This is a genomic window from Acinetobacter johnsonii ANC 3681 (assembly GCF_000368805.1).
Lineage (GTDB): Bacteria > Pseudomonadota > Gammaproteobacteria > Pseudomonadales > Moraxellaceae > Acinetobacter > Acinetobacter johnsonii.
Genome location: NZ_KB849705.1, coordinates 1,555,647 through 1,570,039, shown reverse-complemented (window position 1 = coordinate 1,570,039; position 14,393 = coordinate 1,555,647). Strand labels below are relative to the sequence as shown.

General features: G+C 39.6%; 15 protein-coding genes, 1 tRNA gene and 1 pseudogene. 9 read left to right on the top strand and 8 right to left on the bottom strand.

The features are described 5' to 3' along the window. Window positions 1–241 precede the first annotated feature (241 nt). Complete coding sequence (gene map, locus F946_RS11705; protein ID WP_004695821.1) at window positions 242–1,069, bottom strand: type I methionyl aminopeptidase; 828 nt, start codon at window positions 1,067–1,069, stop codon at window positions 242–244. Between the two features lie 207 nt (window positions 1,070–1,276). Here map and rpsB point away from each other — a divergent pair, with 207 nt between their 5' ends. The 6 genes from rpsB (at window position 1,277) to F946_RS11675 (ending at window position 5,613) form a co-directional block, all read left to right on the top strand. Beyond that, on the top strand, window positions 1,277–2,026 hold the full coding sequence (rpsB, locus tag F946_RS11700) for a 30S ribosomal protein S2 (RefSeq protein ID WP_004982536.1): 750 nt from the start codon (window positions 1,277–1,279) through the stop codon (window positions 2,024–2,026). 141 nt (window positions 2,027–2,167) lie between these two features. Next, window positions 2,168–3,043, top strand: coding sequence for a translation elongation factor Ts (gene tsf, locus F946_RS11695; RefSeq protein ID WP_004982533.1), 876 nt, complete (start codon window positions 2,168–2,170; stop codon window positions 3,041–3,043). 83 nt (window positions 3,044–3,126) lie between these two features. Next, window positions 3,127–3,621, top strand: coding sequence for a DUF3465 domain-containing protein (locus tag F946_RS11690; RefSeq protein WP_004982531.1), 495 nt, complete (start codon window positions 3,127–3,129; stop codon window positions 3,619–3,621). 67 nt (window positions 3,622–3,688) lie between these two features. Then, the gene (locus F946_RS11685) at window positions 3,689–4,522 is read left to right on the top strand and encodes an AraC family transcriptional regulator (RefSeq protein ID WP_004982529.1); all 834 of its coding nucleotides are present in this window, start codon (window positions 3,689–3,691) and stop codon (window positions 4,520–4,522) included. 68 nt (window positions 4,523–4,590) lie between these two features. Beyond that, the gene (locus tag F946_RS11680) at window positions 4,591–5,292 is read left to right on the top strand and encodes an AzlC family ABC transporter permease (protein ID WP_035326754.1); all 702 of its coding nucleotides are present in this window, start codon (window positions 4,591–4,593) and stop codon (window positions 5,290–5,292) included. Window positions 5,293–5,295: 3 nt separating this feature from the next. Beyond that, window positions 5,296–5,613 carry an AzlD domain-containing protein gene (locus F946_RS11675; protein ID WP_004982524.1) on the top strand — a complete coding sequence of 106 codons (318 nt, stop codon included), beginning with the start codon at window positions 5,296–5,298 and terminating at the stop codon, window positions 5,611–5,613. Window positions 5,614–6,259: 646 nt separating this feature from the next. Here the strand turns inward: F946_RS11675 and F946_RS11670 are convergent. From F946_RS11670 to F946_RS11645, 6 genes are all read right to left on the bottom strand, one after another. Next, the gene (locus F946_RS11670) at window positions 6,260–6,868 is read right to left on the bottom strand and encodes a septal ring lytic transglycosylase RlpA family protein (protein WP_004695839.1); all 609 of its coding nucleotides are present in this window, start codon (window positions 6,866–6,868) and stop codon (window positions 6,260–6,262) included. 287 nt (window positions 6,869–7,155) lie between these two features. Continuing rightward, a complete protein-coding gene (gene mltB, locus F946_RS11665; RefSeq protein ID WP_004982522.1) occupies window positions 7,156–8,157 on the bottom strand; it encodes a lytic murein transglycosylase B in 1,002 nt (333 codons plus the stop codon). A 458-nt stretch (window positions 8,158–8,615) separates the two neighbouring features. Beyond that, window positions 8,616–9,266: a hypothetical protein gene (locus tag F946_RS11660; RefSeq protein ID WP_004982520.1), complete on the bottom strand. Its 651-nt coding sequence runs from the start codon at window positions 9,264–9,266 to the stop codon at window positions 8,616–8,618. 27 nt (window positions 9,267–9,293) lie between these two features. After that, window positions 9,294–10,106, bottom strand: coding sequence for an NADPH-dependent 7-cyano-7-deazaguanine reductase QueF (gene queF / locus F946_RS11655; protein ID WP_004982515.1), 813 nt, complete (start codon window positions 10,104–10,106; stop codon window positions 9,294–9,296). Then, complete coding sequence (locus tag F946_RS11650) at window positions 10,106–10,879, bottom strand: ABC transporter permease (RefSeq protein ID WP_004982514.1); 774 nt, start codon at window positions 10,877–10,879, stop codon at window positions 10,106–10,108. Before F946_RS11650 ends, queF begins: the two co-directional genes overlap by 1 nt. After that, the gene (locus tag F946_RS11645; RefSeq protein ID WP_004982512.1) at window positions 10,876–11,811 is read right to left on the bottom strand and encodes an ABC transporter ATP-binding protein; all 936 of its coding nucleotides are present in this window, start codon (window positions 11,809–11,811) and stop codon (window positions 10,876–10,878) included. Before F946_RS11645 ends, F946_RS11650 begins: the two co-directional genes overlap by 4 nt. A 178-nt stretch (window positions 11,812–11,989) precedes the next feature. Between F946_RS11645 and F946_RS11640 the strand changes: the two genes are divergently transcribed. From F946_RS11640 to F946_RS17490, 3 genes and pseudogenes are all read left to right on the top strand, one after another. Continuing rightward, a tRNA-Arg gene (locus F946_RS11640) sits at window positions 11,990–12,065 on the top strand. Window positions 12,066–12,774: 709 nt separating this feature from the next. Then, a pseudogene (locus F946_RS17560) lies at window positions 12,775–13,161 on the top strand (tyrosine-protein phosphatase); the annotation flags it as partial. A 1-nt stretch (window position 13,162) separates the two neighbouring features. Then, a complete protein-coding gene (locus F946_RS17490) occupies window positions 13,163–13,765 on the top strand; it encodes a tyrosine-protein phosphatase (RefSeq protein ID WP_407637081.1) in 603 nt (200 codons plus the stop codon). A 159-nt stretch (window positions 13,766–13,924) separates the two neighbouring features. On the opposite strand, the gene F946_RS11630 is transcribed toward F946_RS17490, so the two are convergent. Then, window positions 13,925–14,392, bottom strand: a complete 468-nt coding sequence (locus F946_RS11630) for a molybdenum cofactor biosynthesis protein MoaE (RefSeq protein ID WP_004982505.1) — start codon at window positions 14,390–14,392, stop codon at window positions 13,925–13,927. Window position 14,393 lies beyond the last annotated feature (1 nt).

Sequence of the window (14,393 nt, the reverse complement as noted above, 5' to 3'; positions counted from 1 at the left end):
GACATGTGTTTTTGACATTTGTGAATGTCAAAACCTGTTTTGTGTGATCATGTTACTAGCTTGCAATCTTTGTTACAGGTGAATGAATGTAATAGAAAGCTACTGTTGAATATTTTTTGATTCTAGCTGTTTGTAAAATAAAGAATAAATTTCAAATCCAATATTTGCTTAATTATAAAAAAGACCACCCGAAGGTGGTCTTTTTGACAGATGGCATCATATTTCATGCCAATGACATCATTTAAGACTGAAAACGTGATAAATCTTCTTCAGGACGTGCAGTTAAAACTTCAACACCATTTTTAGTGACTAATAATGTATGTTCATACTGTGCAGACAAGCTATGGTCTTTGGTCACTACCGTCCATTTATCCCCCAGTAATTTAGTTTTCCAGTCACCACCATTGACCATTGGCTCAATGGTAAAGGTCATGCCTTCTTCTAAAATCATGCCTGAGTTTGGTTGACCATAGTGTAAGACTTGAGGTTCGTCATGGAACACAGTCCCAATACCGTGACCACAGTATTCACGCACGACACCAAAACGTTCCGATTCGACATATTGTTGAATGGCGTGACCAATGTCGCCAATGGTTGAACCCGGCTTCACTGTTGCTATTCCGCGGTACATTGCTTCTTGTGCCACTTTACATAAACGATTCGCGAGAATAGAAGTTTCGCCACCCACGATGTACATCATGTTGGTATCACCGTGGAAACCATCTTTAATGACCGTCACATCAATATTTAAAATATCGCCTTTTTTCAACACTTTTGCATCTGAAGGAATGCCATGACAGACCACATGGTTTACAGAAGTACAAATCACATGTTGGAAAGCAGGGCGACCCGGTGCTGCACCGTAACCTAAACATGCTGGAATCGCGTCTTGTTTATTGACAATATAATCGTGACAAATCGTATCTAACTCAAGTGTAGTCACACCCGGTTTAATATGTGGCTTGATCATATCCAAGACTTCAGCCGCCAGTCGTCCAGCCACACGCATCTTTTCGATGTCTTCAGCGCTTTTGATGAGTCGACGGGGTGCTTCGTAAGTACTGTTCATGATCTCTAAAAACTTTTGGAAATTTGTGTGTGACTATGGTATAAATAGCCGCCCATTTTATCAAATGCTTTTTCGTGAATAAATTTCACGGGCTTTGTGCGATGGGGCAATAAAATCCGCACATATATCGACACATTTCTCTGGGTGCCCGTTAGGGTGGAGGATGCGGATATATGGAGGCCTAACCCAAACTTTAAGGTAAAGAAAATGGCAGATTACAACGTAAGCATGCGCGACCTTCTTCAAGCAGGCGCACACTTCGGTCACCAAACACGTTTCTGGAACCCAAAGATGCGTCAATACATCTTTGGTGCGCGTAACAAAATTCACATCATCAACCTTGAGCACACTGTTCCTGCGTTAAATGATGCTTTGAACTTTGTTAACAACCTTGCTAGCAAAAAGAATAAAGTATTGTTTGTTGGTACGAAACGTGCTGCTTCTAACATCATCCGTGAACAAGCACAACGTGCTGGTCAACCATATGTTGATCACCGTTGGTTAGGTGGTATGTTGACGAACTGGAAAACACTTCGCCAATCTATCAACCGTCTTAAAGACCTTCAAACTCAATCTCAAGATGGTACTTTCGCTAAGCTTACTAAACGTGAAGCTTTAGAGCGTACTCGTGAGATGGAAAAACTTGAACGCGCTTTAGGCGGCGTTAAGAACATGGGTGGTTTACCTGACGCATTATTCGTAATCGACGTTGATCACGAAGCAATTGCAATTAAAGAAGCTAAAAACCTTGGTATTCCTGTAATCGGTATCGTTGATACAAACTCTAACCCAGACAACGTAGACTACGTTATTCCGGGTAATGACGATGCGATCCGTGCAGTTACTTTGTATGCTTCTGCTATGGCTGATGCGATTCTTGCTGGTAAAGAATATGCTCAATCACAAGCAAATGCACAAGCTAAAGTTGAAGAAGCTAAAGAAGCTCCTGAGGCTTAATGCGTTTGACGTAAGCTTGTCATTTTTGCGACATGTGATGGTGGCAAAGTAAGCGTCATGTATGCAGACGGCCCAAGAGACAGCTCTGGGCCGTTTCTGTTCTAAAAAGAATTCATTTTCTACCGTATTTAGGAGATTGACATGACTGCAGTTACAGCAAGCATGGTTAAAGAATTGCGCGATCGTACTGGTCTTGCAATGATGGAATGTAAAAAAGCATTAACAGAAGCGAATGGTGACATCGAATTAGCGATTGATAACCTTCGTAAATCTGGTCAAGCTAAAGCGGCTAAAAAAGCGGGTAACATTGCAGCTGATGGCGCAATCACTATCGCTCAAGACGGTAACAAAGCGCTTCTTTTAGAAGTAAACTGCCAAACTGACTTCGTTGCTAAAGACGAAAACTTTGCTGGTTTCTCTGCTCAAGTTGCTGCTGCTGCGTTAGCTGCTGGCGAAACTGATGCTGCTAAAATTGCTGAATTGAAACTTGATGATGGTGCAACTGTAGAAGAAGCGCGTATTGCTCTTGTTCAAAAAATTGGTGAAAACATCCAAGTTCGTCGTGCTCAAATTATTGAAGGCGAAAACCTTGCAGTTTACAAACACGGTTTAAAAATCGGTGTTGTTGTATCTTACACAGGTGATGCTGCAACTGGTAAAGGTATTGCAATGCACGTTGCTGCATTCAACCCAGTTGCTATCTCTGCTGAAGGTGTATCTGCTGAACTTATCGCTAAAGAGAAAGAAATTGCTGAAGCTAAAGCAATCGAATCTGGTAAACCTGCAAACATCGTTGAGAAAATGGTCACTGGTTCGGTTGAGAAATACTTGAACGAAGTTGCTCTTGATCGTCAAATGTACGTAATTGACAACGACAAGAAAGTTGCTGACGTTCTTAAAGCAACTGGTACTACAGTTGTTCAATTTGCTCGCTTTGAAGTGGGTGAAGGTATTGAGAAAAAAGCTGAACTTTCTTTCGCTGAAGAAGTTGCTGCTGCTCAAGCTGCTGCAAAATAATTGAAAAATTATTTTGTATAAAAAAAGCCCCTTTGGGGCTTTTTTTATACAATTAATAAAAATAAAACGGGGGAAGTAAACAAGTGGCCAACAAAACCAACCTGAGTATTAGTGCGGTGATCGTACTTTTGATTGCTGCATATTTCGGAATCGATCTTCAAGAAAATCAATTACAAACATCAACACCATCAGTCGCGGTAGAGCCCTTTACACAGACCAGTCAACCGCAAAATCAAGTACTTGATGGCACAGCAAAAATTGCCCAAGCGTCTCAAACCCGGAAAAGTAATATTCAAGTTCAATCACAAGGGCGTGTTGTGGCTGTGCTTCAAGATGATAATGACGGTTCTCGTCATCAAAAATTTATTGTAGAACTTCCTAATGCAATGACGGTTTTGATTGCACATAATATTGATTTAGCACCACGTATTGAACGCTTACAAAAAGGCGATACCGTTAGTTTCAATGGGGAATACGAATATAGTGAAAAAGGCGGGGTGATTCACTGGACACATCACGATCCACAACAGCGCCATGAAGGTGGTTGGTTAAAACACCAAGGAAAAACCTATCAGTAGTAGAGCAATTTTGTTCTATACGTTTTGCTGAATCGCAGTATGCTGAGTGTTCAGGAGAGGCCAACTCATGCACGAAATCAGACCCAGTGAATTTGTAAATTACCATCATGTTCAAGAACTTGATGGTCTTGAAATGTTAAAAGCCTCCTATCAACATACGCAGTTTTCAAAACATACCCATGAAGGCTACTGTATTGGTTTAATTGATGAAGGTGCGCAGTCTTTTTTACGCACAGGGAATCAGCATATTGCACCGCAAGGCGATATTATTTTAGTGAATGCTGATGAGGTACATACGGGTTCTTCTGCTGTTGAAACTGGCTGGTGTTATCGGGCAATTTATCCGACTCCTGAAATGATCCAAGAGGTGAGTAAAGATTTTTTTCATGAAGCAGGTACTATGCCGTGGTTTCCGCAAGCTGTGGTTCATGATGAAGGGTTAGCCGAACAATTGAATTTGCTATTCGATTTGTTATTACAGCCGAAAAATACACTGTTTAAGCAGAGTTTATATATTTCAACTTTGGCTTATTTATTAAGCCGTTATAATCAATCTAAGAAAATATTAAAAGACTTACCCGAAGCACAGCGTAAAGTGGTCTTGGTACAAGAACTACTTGCTGCGGAACCTGAAAGAGAACATCAACTGGCTGAGCTCGCCGCTGTCGTCGGGATGAGCCCATGGCATTTACTGCGTCAATTTAAAAAGTTTACTGGACTTCCACCTCATGCATGGTTGGTACAGTTTCGTTTACGTAAATCTTTATATTTACTCAAACAAGGCTGTGAGATTGCGACAGTCGCACAACTCTGTGGTTTCTCCGATCAAAGCCATTACACTCGTCATTTTAAAAAGTCTTTGGGCTGTACACCTGCGCAATATCTGGCACATAAAATTTAAAATAACAGCAATTTCATACAAGAAAGCCATCTAAGGTATGCCGCATATTGACTCTAGCGAATTGAAAAATGGAGTCTGCTGTGCAGTCGCAATTGATCCAACAAAAAAGTTTAAGCTTTTTCCGTGGCGTACAGGAGATGTTGCCGCTTTCAATCGCCGTTATTCCATGGGGAATATTGGCAGGCTCAGCAGCGATTAATGCGGGTCTGAGTGTCATGCAAGCTGTAGGCATGTCGGCGTTAGTGTTTGCAGGTGCGGCACAATTGGTCAGTTTGAGCATGCTCATGACGGGTGCATCTTTACTGAGTATTCTGATCACCGTGTTTTTTCTAACCAGCCAGCACTTTATTTATGCACTGAGTCTAAGAGAAGAGGTAAAGCCATGGTCACTCAAAAGAAGACTGAGCATTGGCTTTTTGCTGACCGATGAACTCTACGCCACCGCGATGCTGAAGGAAAAGCCGTCTTATGCCTATATGTTGGGTGCAGGATTCAGCTTTTATGTCAGTTGGGTGTTGTTTAGTCTAATGGGTATTTTGCTTGCAAATAAAGTACCTGATCTTTCAACTCTCCACTTAGAATTTTCAATTGTGGTGGTGTTCTTGGTTATGGCGGTGTTGCTGATTCAAAATAAGGCCGCAATTTATGGCGTGGTGAGTTCATCGATCATGGTGCTGATTTTGAGTTGGTTCGAGCTTGGATCAGCTATTTTGCTGGCTGGATTTAGTGGGATGTGGGTTGCTGCGCTCTTTAATCAAGCAGAGGACTAAAACATGACCTGGTTATTTGTTTTGAGTTTGACCTGTGTGACCTTTTTTAATCGGTATTTATTTTTAGAGCCTAAAACTCAAATTCGGCTGCCTAAATTTGCGACACGCATGCTGAAATATGCGGCACCTTGTCTGATGATTTCGATTTGTTTGCCACTGGTTTTTTTTGAAGGCGGGCACTGGAAAGGGATACTTCAAAATAGTTATTTTTATGGGGCAATTTTTACGTTGTTAATCACTCTTTTGACGAGAAAATTATTGCTCAGTATTTTGCTGAGTTTAGGATTTTTTTACGGTCTGAATCTGTTATTCGATTTCTAGCATTTCATTAGCAAATAGGCCCATAAAAGACCGAAAAAAGCATGAAAAAGTGTGAGAGCCCGATCTTTTTCATTGCTTTTAAATTTGTATTGTTCTAGATGCTCACTATTTGCGATTTTTACTATGTCTATCAAATTGGCGTAGCTTCGATTGGGTAACTAAAAAAATTGAAAATAGAGCAAATGAGGCGGGGTTTGAGAACTTTGAAGAAATAAGAAGGTTTTCTTTTTAGTTTTGGTTCATAAAACTGCCCTAATTATACAAAAACAAACAGGGCACTAGTGAATCTAATATCGCAAAAATGGCGCTTAATTTACTAGGTAATTCATAAAATCATTCTAATTTGAAGAATGCATAAAACTACAGTTCAGGGTAGGCAGAAAAATTGGCTTTGATCAGATAAGAATGAGCCGAGAAAATATTTAATTTTGCTAGTCTTCCACCGCTGTAAAAATGTGAGAGCACTCGCTTCAAAAAAATCGGATCGATTAGATTTCGCATCTTATTCAAACTAAGCATCTGGGAGGGATCAAATGATGGGGATCGAGCTGTTTACGGTTGTGTAAAACATTAGGCAAAGATAGGACAATAAAAAAAGCCACATTACTGTGGCTTTGCTGTCAAATGCATGCTGTAGGAAAGAATCTTAAGAGTTTGGTCCATCAATACGTTCAATGCTGACTTTCGCAGTACCTGCATTGGTAATACCCAGTTGCTTCGCAGCACCATAAGAAAGATCAAGTACACGGTTACCGTGGAATGGGCCGCGGTCATTTACTTTAACCACAACACTTTTACCATTGGTTTTATTCGTTACACGAATAAAGCAGTTTAGCGGCAAGCTACGGTGAGCTGCAGTTAATGCATTCATATCGAATGTTTCACCGCTTGCTGTTTTACGACCGTGGAACTGACGACCATACCAAGACGCCATGCCCGTTTGACTAAACTTACGTACTGTATTTGATGCAACAGTATTTAACTTTTCAATCACTGAAGGCTCTTCTTCAGGGATCTCAATTTTTGCAGCGATTGTTTCGCGACGAATCTTATCGCCTGAACGTTCAGTGATTGAAAGGCTATTTAAATTTGAGAAGTGTGAGTTGAAGCCTTGAGCATCTTTATTCAAGACACGCGCAGCTAGGCGAGAGTTATCATTATCATTGGTAAATGATGACTGAACCATCTCTGCTTGCGATTGGCTCAGCGCGATGGTCGAGGCAATGGCCAGTATATATTTAAGCGAAGACTGCATTTATAAACTCCAAAAGACAATACTTTTTTCTTTAAACTAAGTGGTTGAAAGATAAAAAAACTTGCCTGTTAATTCACTTTTGCAACAACATTTGACGAAATGGATAATATTCATGCAGTCATAAGCATGTCTAGTGTTTAATTAAAATAATGATAAAAACTACATAAACCGAACATTTTTTGATTAAAAAATAATCAATATTGTAACAAGGTATGAAAAATGCCGAAATTTACATCATTTTTAAATATTTTTTTATTGACATCTCAAGCTTGAGTAAAAAGCTAGCCCTATCGGCTAGCAATTTCAGCCCCTAATTGCCACACTGCAGTCGCATACATACGGCTCTTGTTATAGGTCGTAATCACTTGAAAGTTAGGGTAAGTGATGTAATAACTTTGCCCATAATTTTCCTGTAGTTGGATCACATTCACCATATCTAAATCATCGATTTTGACAATCGGATTGGTCGGTTGAATGCCCTGATTTTTTAAAACACCATAAGGCGTCGGTAAAGTTAAATCTTTAGCAATGACCGCTTCAGGATTTGAGCCACTATAGCGTGCTGCGAATCCAATTGGCTGATTACGTTGCCAGCCATGATTTGCTAAATAGTTGGCAATCGAGCCGATGGCATCGACAGCTGAATTGCGTAAATCGACATGGCCATTGCCGTCATAATCCACACCAAACTTTGGAATATTGCTAGGCATAAATTGTGGATAGCCCACAGCGCCTGCATACGAACCTACAACCGAGTTGGTTGGCACGCCATCTTTATAGCTCCATGCGATTAAAGCACTGAGTTCATCTTGGAAATATTGCTTACGACGTTCATAACCAAAACCTAAAGTTGCTAAAGCATCACGGGTGACAAAATTACCTTTGTTCGTCCCAAAACCTGTTTCTACCCCTAAAATGCCAAGAATGACTGATTGCGGTACACCAAATTGTTGTTCGGCGCGGTTTAAAGTATCTGCATATTGGGCTTTAAAACGGACACCTCGTTGAATGGTGCTTTCTGCCATAAAGTTGGTTTTATATTCGTACCACGGTTTACTTTCACCAGGGCGGTTCATAATGTTGATGATGTTGGGTACATTTTTAGAACCATTCATCGCCCAATCAACTTGTTCAGCAGACAGACCATAATTTTGCATGGTTTTTTGTTTAAAGCTGTAATAGTCAGGATGAGAAGCGAAATCGTTGGCTTGGCAAAAACTGGTGATCGACAAAGCGCCAATCAATAAAGGTAAACGTTTAACTTTGTTATAAAAGTTTAAATTTAACATAGAAGTCTAATTTCCAGAGTCGTTATTGGCAGTGGAGCAAAGCGAATAGGGGAATGCCCATAGTTCGCGTTTCTGTTATGTCGAAATTCTTGTGAACGGAGTCTAGCGTGAGTAGGCTTTAAGATAACATTGTCTGTACTGAAGCGGGCAAATAGGTATACAAAAAAAGACAAACTCAGTCTATATAAAGGACAGATCAATCAAAATGGTACATTTTTTCAGGCAGAATATTTACGTGACTATGTAAGTCAAGTTTTACTGACTGATATAAAAAGTCCTCCTTATATAGAGGCAATTAAAATTGTAGTATTTAGGGTCTAGTGACAATGACAAAAAGATCTGGTCTCAGCTTATATATGGACTTTATATAAAGAGCAAGAAATCACAGCTTAGAAACCAAAATGACCCTACACAAGTAGAGTCATTTTGATCTGAAAAGTCTCGAAGACTTTTAGTACTTAAGCATGAAATAAGGTGTCGTGATATTCAGCTAAAGCTAAAAGTTCATCTTTGGTTAAATTGGGGATGATTTTATTGGCAGCAATATGCACTGCTTTAATGACAGCTGCAGAACCGATATCGGCCGCTTTACGCTTAATCATGCCCAAATCGAGGGTTTTATTAAAGTCATTCATGAAGTGGCGTACAGTCGCTTCAGCAAACTGTTTATACAGTTCGGTTAACGCGGCTTTATCTACTTCATTGCCTGCTTTAATTTCAGCATAGTTATATTTGAGGCTGGTCACTAAGCTTGCATCTAACGCTTCACCTACACGGAACTGACTTTCAGCATCTTTAAACAAGCTTTTTTCAGAAAACTGAATCGATGCTTGAACCACATCATTCGATGATTTGCCTAAAAGCTGCTTCAACAGAACCGCAACTGTTGACTTAATATAGCCAGCCAGTTTCTCGGCTGTGTCTCGTTTATCACTCGGTGGGAAACGACGTACTAACTCAGTCAAAATGGCATCAATAATTTCATCATTGATGAGTAGTGCTGTTTTATCTCGAAGTGGATATAAAGGCTCACTTGAGTCTTTCTTCTGCTGAGCAGTTTGAATAGTCTGTAAAAGTTCAGTCGATGGAATAAAACCAAAAAATGGCATCGTGTATTAACCTCAATGTTCTTTATTTTATTGTCGCGCCAATCGAATTGGGCGGGGCATCCATGACACATCTGACACACGACAAGGGTTAATGTCTAAACCACCACGACGTGTATAAGCTGCGTACACCATCAGTTTTTCAGGTTTCAAATTTTGCCAAATATCGGCAAATATTTGTTCCACACATTGTTCGTGGAAACCGTTGTGCTGACGGTAAGAGATAATATAAGCCAGTATGCTGTTATAACAAGGCTTTTTACCTTTATATCGAATAAATACCGTACCCCAATCAGGTTGTCCAGTGACTGGACAGTTACTTCTGAGTAAATGCGAGTAAATCTGTACTTCAACATCTTCCGCAGCGTCATCTAATGTCAATAGATTTGCATTGGGATGATTTTCCAATTGGGTCGGAGTCAGTTCATCAATACAGATACCTTCAGGTTGACTAATTTCCACATCATCGACATGAAAAAGATCAATCTGGACATCTGCGCCAGCCGCCGCCGATAAATCCTGTTCAACCGTTGCTTTAAACGCAGCTTTAGACTCAAACTGAGTAAAGTTCATGCTATTAAAGTAAAGTTTTAATGACTTTGACTCAATGAGGTTGGGCGAGGTGGCCGGCAGGCTGATGCGACCAATGGCAACTTGCGGAACACCATGGTGATTTAACCAAGAAATTTCAAAAACATGCCACCAGTCTTTACCTTGTTGAATACCTTCAACATGCGCATAGTGCTCACGTGCTGTAGCACGAGCAATAGGAAAAAGAATATCGGGTTGATAAGTTGTAGGGTAATTGGTGTCTTTACCCAAAAGAGAATGTTCTACACTCATTATTCACGCATTCCTGAACCACGAGAAAGTAAATAGTAAGCAATGCCATAAAGCACTGCACAGCATATGGTCATAACAGATAGGGAGACGACGACGTTAACATCGCTATGACCTAAGATACCGAAACGAAAAGCATTGACCATATATACAATCGGATTGATCAACGATAAATTTTGCCAAAAAGGGCTGAGTGCTGAAATGGCATAAAATACGCCACCTAAATAAGTTAAAGGAGTCAGCACAAAGGTTGGGATGATGGAGATATCATCAAAAGATTTGGCATACACCGCATTGATAAAACCACCCAGTGAAAATAAGAACGAGGTGACCAAGACGGTGTAAATGGTAACAAACCAATTGGTAATATAAAGGTCAGTAAAAAATAAACTCATGGCTGTCACAATGATACCGACCAAGACCCCGCGACAGACACCACCTAAGACAAAGCCCCATAAAATGGCATGCAAAGGTACAGGACTCATGATCAGCTCTTCAATACTTTTTTGAAATTTGGCACTAAAAAAGCTCGAAGAAACGTTAGCATAACTGTTGGTAATCACAGCCATCATAATTAGTCCAGGCACGATGAACTGCATATAGCTAAAACCGCCCATCTCACCAATACGAGAGCCGACCAAATTACCAAAAATCACAAAGTACAAACTCATGGTAATGGCAGGTGGAAGTAAGGTTTGCGGCCAGATGCGCATAAAGCGGCGAATTTCTTTATGCACCAGAGTATATAAAGCTACGCTAAGTTGATTTAAGTTCATGGCGTAGTTCCTTCGAGATTTTTTTCGACCATCTTCACAAACAGTTCTTCTAAACGGTTAGATTTGTTCCGCATACTACGAACTTGGATTCCTTGCGATTCGAGCAATTGAAATAAGTCATTGAGAGTATGCGCTCTATCCATAGTCACTTCTAAAGTCACGGTATCGACTAAATGGAAACGAACCCCAATGATGTCGATATGAATCGGTTCAATCGGTGCGGCCAAATCAAAAATAAAGGTTTCCTCATTGAGTTGATTGAGGAAATTTTTCATGCTGGTGTCTTCTTTAATGACACCACGGTCAATAATGGCAATTCGACGACACAGCATTTCCGCTTCTTCTAAATAGTGTGTGGTTAAAATGATCGATGTGCCTTTATTGTTCATTTCTGTGAGGAAGTCCCACATCGAACGACGTAGCTCAATATCAACCCCTGCTGTGGGTTCATCTAAAATAAGGAGTTTCGGTTCATGCATCATGGCACGGGCAATCATCAGGCGACGTTTCATACCGCCTGAAAGCATACGGGCTTGAACACCGCGTTTTTCCCATAAGCCGAGTTTTTCTAAATATTCTTCAGCACGAACTTCCGCAATTTTTTTAGGAATACCATAATAGCCCGCTTGTGTGACTAAAATATCGAAGGTTTTTTCAAACTGACCGAAGTTAAACTCTTGAGGTACAACTCCTAAGCATTGTTTAGCTTGAGAGGGGTGTGTGTCGAGATTATATCCAAAAATTTCGACAGTGCCTGAGGTTTTCTTGGTCAATGAGCTGATAATACCAATCGTTGTAGATTTGCCTGCACCATTTGGTCCAAGAAGGGCATAGAACTCGCCTTCAGGAACAGTTAAATCGATGCCTTTTAAAGCCTGAAACCCATTTTTATAGGTTTTGGACAAATCTCTTAACGTCAATGCATCAGTCATGAAATTCTCGAATGATTAATAGTGGCACTATTGTGAGCGATTATGCCTAATAAACCAAGTAATCTACTCGCAATTCTGTGTTGCAGATATGGAACATTGTATAAAGCATAAGCAGGAAAATCACTCTAAGCTATATAGATGCTTTACCTTGTGATTTTTTTTGATATGATGTGCTCGCGCGCTCATAGCTCAACTGGATAGAGTACAGGTCTCCGAAGCCTGTGGCGTGGGTTCGAGTCCCGCTGAGCGCACCATTTTTTATTTTCCTTTCCGAAGCTATCTTAAATATATTAAAAATACAGTTTTAAGCTCTATTTTCATTTCACTCAAAGCTACCTTCGTTATATTTCTTGCAACAATTTAAATGTTTATTGTTGCTCTATGGCGACACTAGCTATTTGCAATAAATCTAAATGTTGTAACTAATCATGGCGACTCTGTTATCGTAGATGACGTAAATTGATCGAATTTATATAGAACAAGTAATTGGTTTGAATCAGGTTTTAATCTTTATGAAGTAAGTTATTCAAATGTCATCAGTTTTTTTACGCCTATAGCTTAGAAAATTTTATTTTCCAAGGCAAAATATTAAAAATTTAGTGCATGCGTTAGCATATGGAAGCTCGTGTATTTTTAGATATGGGCAAAATTTTAGTATTGATTGATGCAATTACATGAACTGATAAGACAATGTGCTTAGTACTGGTCTAGCTATAACAAATCGTGTTCAGCGCAGCATTTGATTATCATAAAAAAATGACAAAATAATTAAATTATTCCATCCGGTTACTTACGTGGGTTGATGTGTTTTAAATTGTGATTTATGACACGAATGTGATTTTATTTTGAGATAAATACCATAAAAATTAATATATTGGCTTTTATTTTATTATTGATTATTCATGTAAATGTAATGTGCTCTAACAATAATATGACTTCCGTAAATTAGATGTGTAAAAGACCATGGACGTCAGTACCAAACAAAGCCTTTTAGTTTCTTGTCTTAAAAAAATTTTATTCGTCCCATTACTTGTAGGAACGATTATCCTTACAGGATGTGGTGAGGAAAGCAGTTATTCGAACTCATCAAGCAATGCGAATAACTCTAATAACACCGCCGTTGATAATCCCGCAAATACTACGGATGATCCGAGTTTATATTTGGCAGATACGCCTGAAATTGAAACAGCAGACAACTTTCGTGATATTGCAGGAAATAGCATGTCAACGAACTATGCTAACGTTGATGGTTTGAAATTAAGACGGGGCGTGATTTATCGATCGAACTATTTACCATTAAATGAAACAGACTTAGAAACCTTTAAAACATTGGAAATTAAGACCGTCTATGATCTGCGAACCAATTCCGAAAGAGAAAAAAAGCCCAGACATTTTGAGTCCCGATACCAATATTATGATGGTAAATATTGCTGGTTCAAAAGAGAGCGATCTACCGAAAGGGATTGCGACAGCTGAAGATATGATCAATTTTTTTAATAGCTCAATGGCGAATATGGCTGCGCATGATAAAGGCACTCAATTACGTTTCGGAGTAGTGATTAATAGTTTAATTTATACAGATGGTGTTCAGCTTTATCATTGCACAGCAGGCAAGGATCGTACGGGATGGGTTACTGCTGTGATTCAGTTATTGGTCGGCATGAAGTATGACGATGTCTTACAAGACTATCTTTTAACAAATGCGTATACCGCAGACCGTGTCAATGCAACGTATCAATACATGGTCAGCACCCAAGGTGAAGTAGCCGCTAATATATATCGACCAGTTCTTGATGTGCGTGAAGAATTCTTTAAAGCACAATTCGATGAAGTCATCAAAGTGTATGGCAGTATTGATAAGTATGCGACAGAAGGTTTGGGCTTATCGGATGAAGATATTGAAAAATTGAAAGAAAAGATGCTCGTTGGTTATAAATCAAAAAGTGCTTCATAATATCAAGACATAATAATGCCGTCTGAATCCAAAGCTCAAAGTAGAAGAGGGCTTTGGACTGACTGGAAAAACTAAACTTGAAGATGGTGGTAAATGACTTCCCATTATTTTTGTTTAAAGAGTTTCATTGATTTTTAGTATCAATGGATACAAGTATTTCTAGTGATGATGGTGTTGTTCATGCTTTTCATCATAGTCTTGGCGAATACAGCAGCCTGCAACATATTGGCTGCTTCCATCGGTATAAAACTCTTCTTTCCAAACCGGCACTTCATGTTTAACACGCTCAACCGCTTCTTCACAGGCCTGAAATGCTTCTCGGCGATGTGGAGCATACGCAATGGCAATAATAGCTTTATCACCAATGTCTAATGTACCAATCCGATGTACAACCCGAACATAGCGAAGCGCATATTTTTCTTGTATCTCTTGTTCAATCGTTCTTATCATCTTTTCGGCAACAGGTGCATAAGATGTATATTTCAGTGCCTGAACCGTGCGTCCTTCATGATGGTTTCGAACCGTACCAATAAAAATACCTGTTCCGCCGCATTCAGGAAATGCTTGAATGCCGTCAAAATCCTCTAAATTGAGAGCAGTATCTTGAATACGAGCAAACTCTAACATC

Bases quoted from the DNA above. Each gene is read 5' to 3' on its own strand.
- tsf (WP_004982533.1), top strand. From the start codon at position 2,168: ATGACTGCAGTTACAGCAAGCATGGTTAAAGAATTGCGCGATCGTACT.
- F946_RS11660 (WP_004982520.1), bottom strand. From the start codon at position 9,266: ATGCCATTTTTTGGTTTTATTCCATCGACTGAACTTTTACAGACTATT.
- F946_RS11650 (WP_004982514.1), bottom strand. From the start codon at position 10,879: ATGAACTTAAATCAACTTAGCGTAGCTTTATATACTCTGGTGCATAAA.
- queF (WP_004982515.1), bottom strand. From the start codon at position 10,106: ATGAGTGTAGAACATTCTCTTTTGGGTAAAGACACCAATTACCCTACA.
- mltB (WP_004982522.1), bottom strand. From the start codon at position 8,157: ATGTTAAATTTAAACTTTTATAACAAAGTTAAACGTTTACCTTTATTG.
- rpsB (WP_004982536.1), top strand. From the start codon at position 1,277: ATGGCAGATTACAACGTAAGCATGCGCGACCTTCTTCAAGCAGGCGCA.
- F946_RS11685 (WP_004982529.1), top strand. From the start codon at position 3,689: ATGCACGAAATCAGACCCAGTGAATTTGTAAATTACCATCATGTTCAA.
- F946_RS11645 (WP_004982512.1), bottom strand. From the start codon at position 11,811: ATGACTGATGCATTGACGTTAAGAGATTTGTCCAAAACCTATAAAAAT.
- F946_RS11675 (WP_004982524.1), top strand. From the start codon at position 5,296: ATGACCTGGTTATTTGTTTTGAGTTTGACCTGTGTGACCTTTTTTAAT.
- F946_RS11680 (WP_035326754.1), top strand. From the start codon at position 4,591: ATGGAGTCTGCTGTGCAGTCGCAATTGATCCAACAAAAAAGTTTAAGC.
- F946_RS11630 (WP_004982505.1), bottom strand. From the start codon at position 14,392: ATGTTAGAGTTTGCTCGTATTCAAGATACTGCTCTCAATTTAGAGGAT.
- F946_RS11670 (WP_004695839.1), bottom strand. From the start codon at position 6,868: ATGCAGTCTTCGCTTAAATATATACTGGCCATTGCCTCGACCATCGCG.
- map (WP_004695821.1), bottom strand. From the start codon at position 1,069: ATGAACAGTACTTACGAAGCACCCCGTCGACTCATCAAAAGCGCTGAA.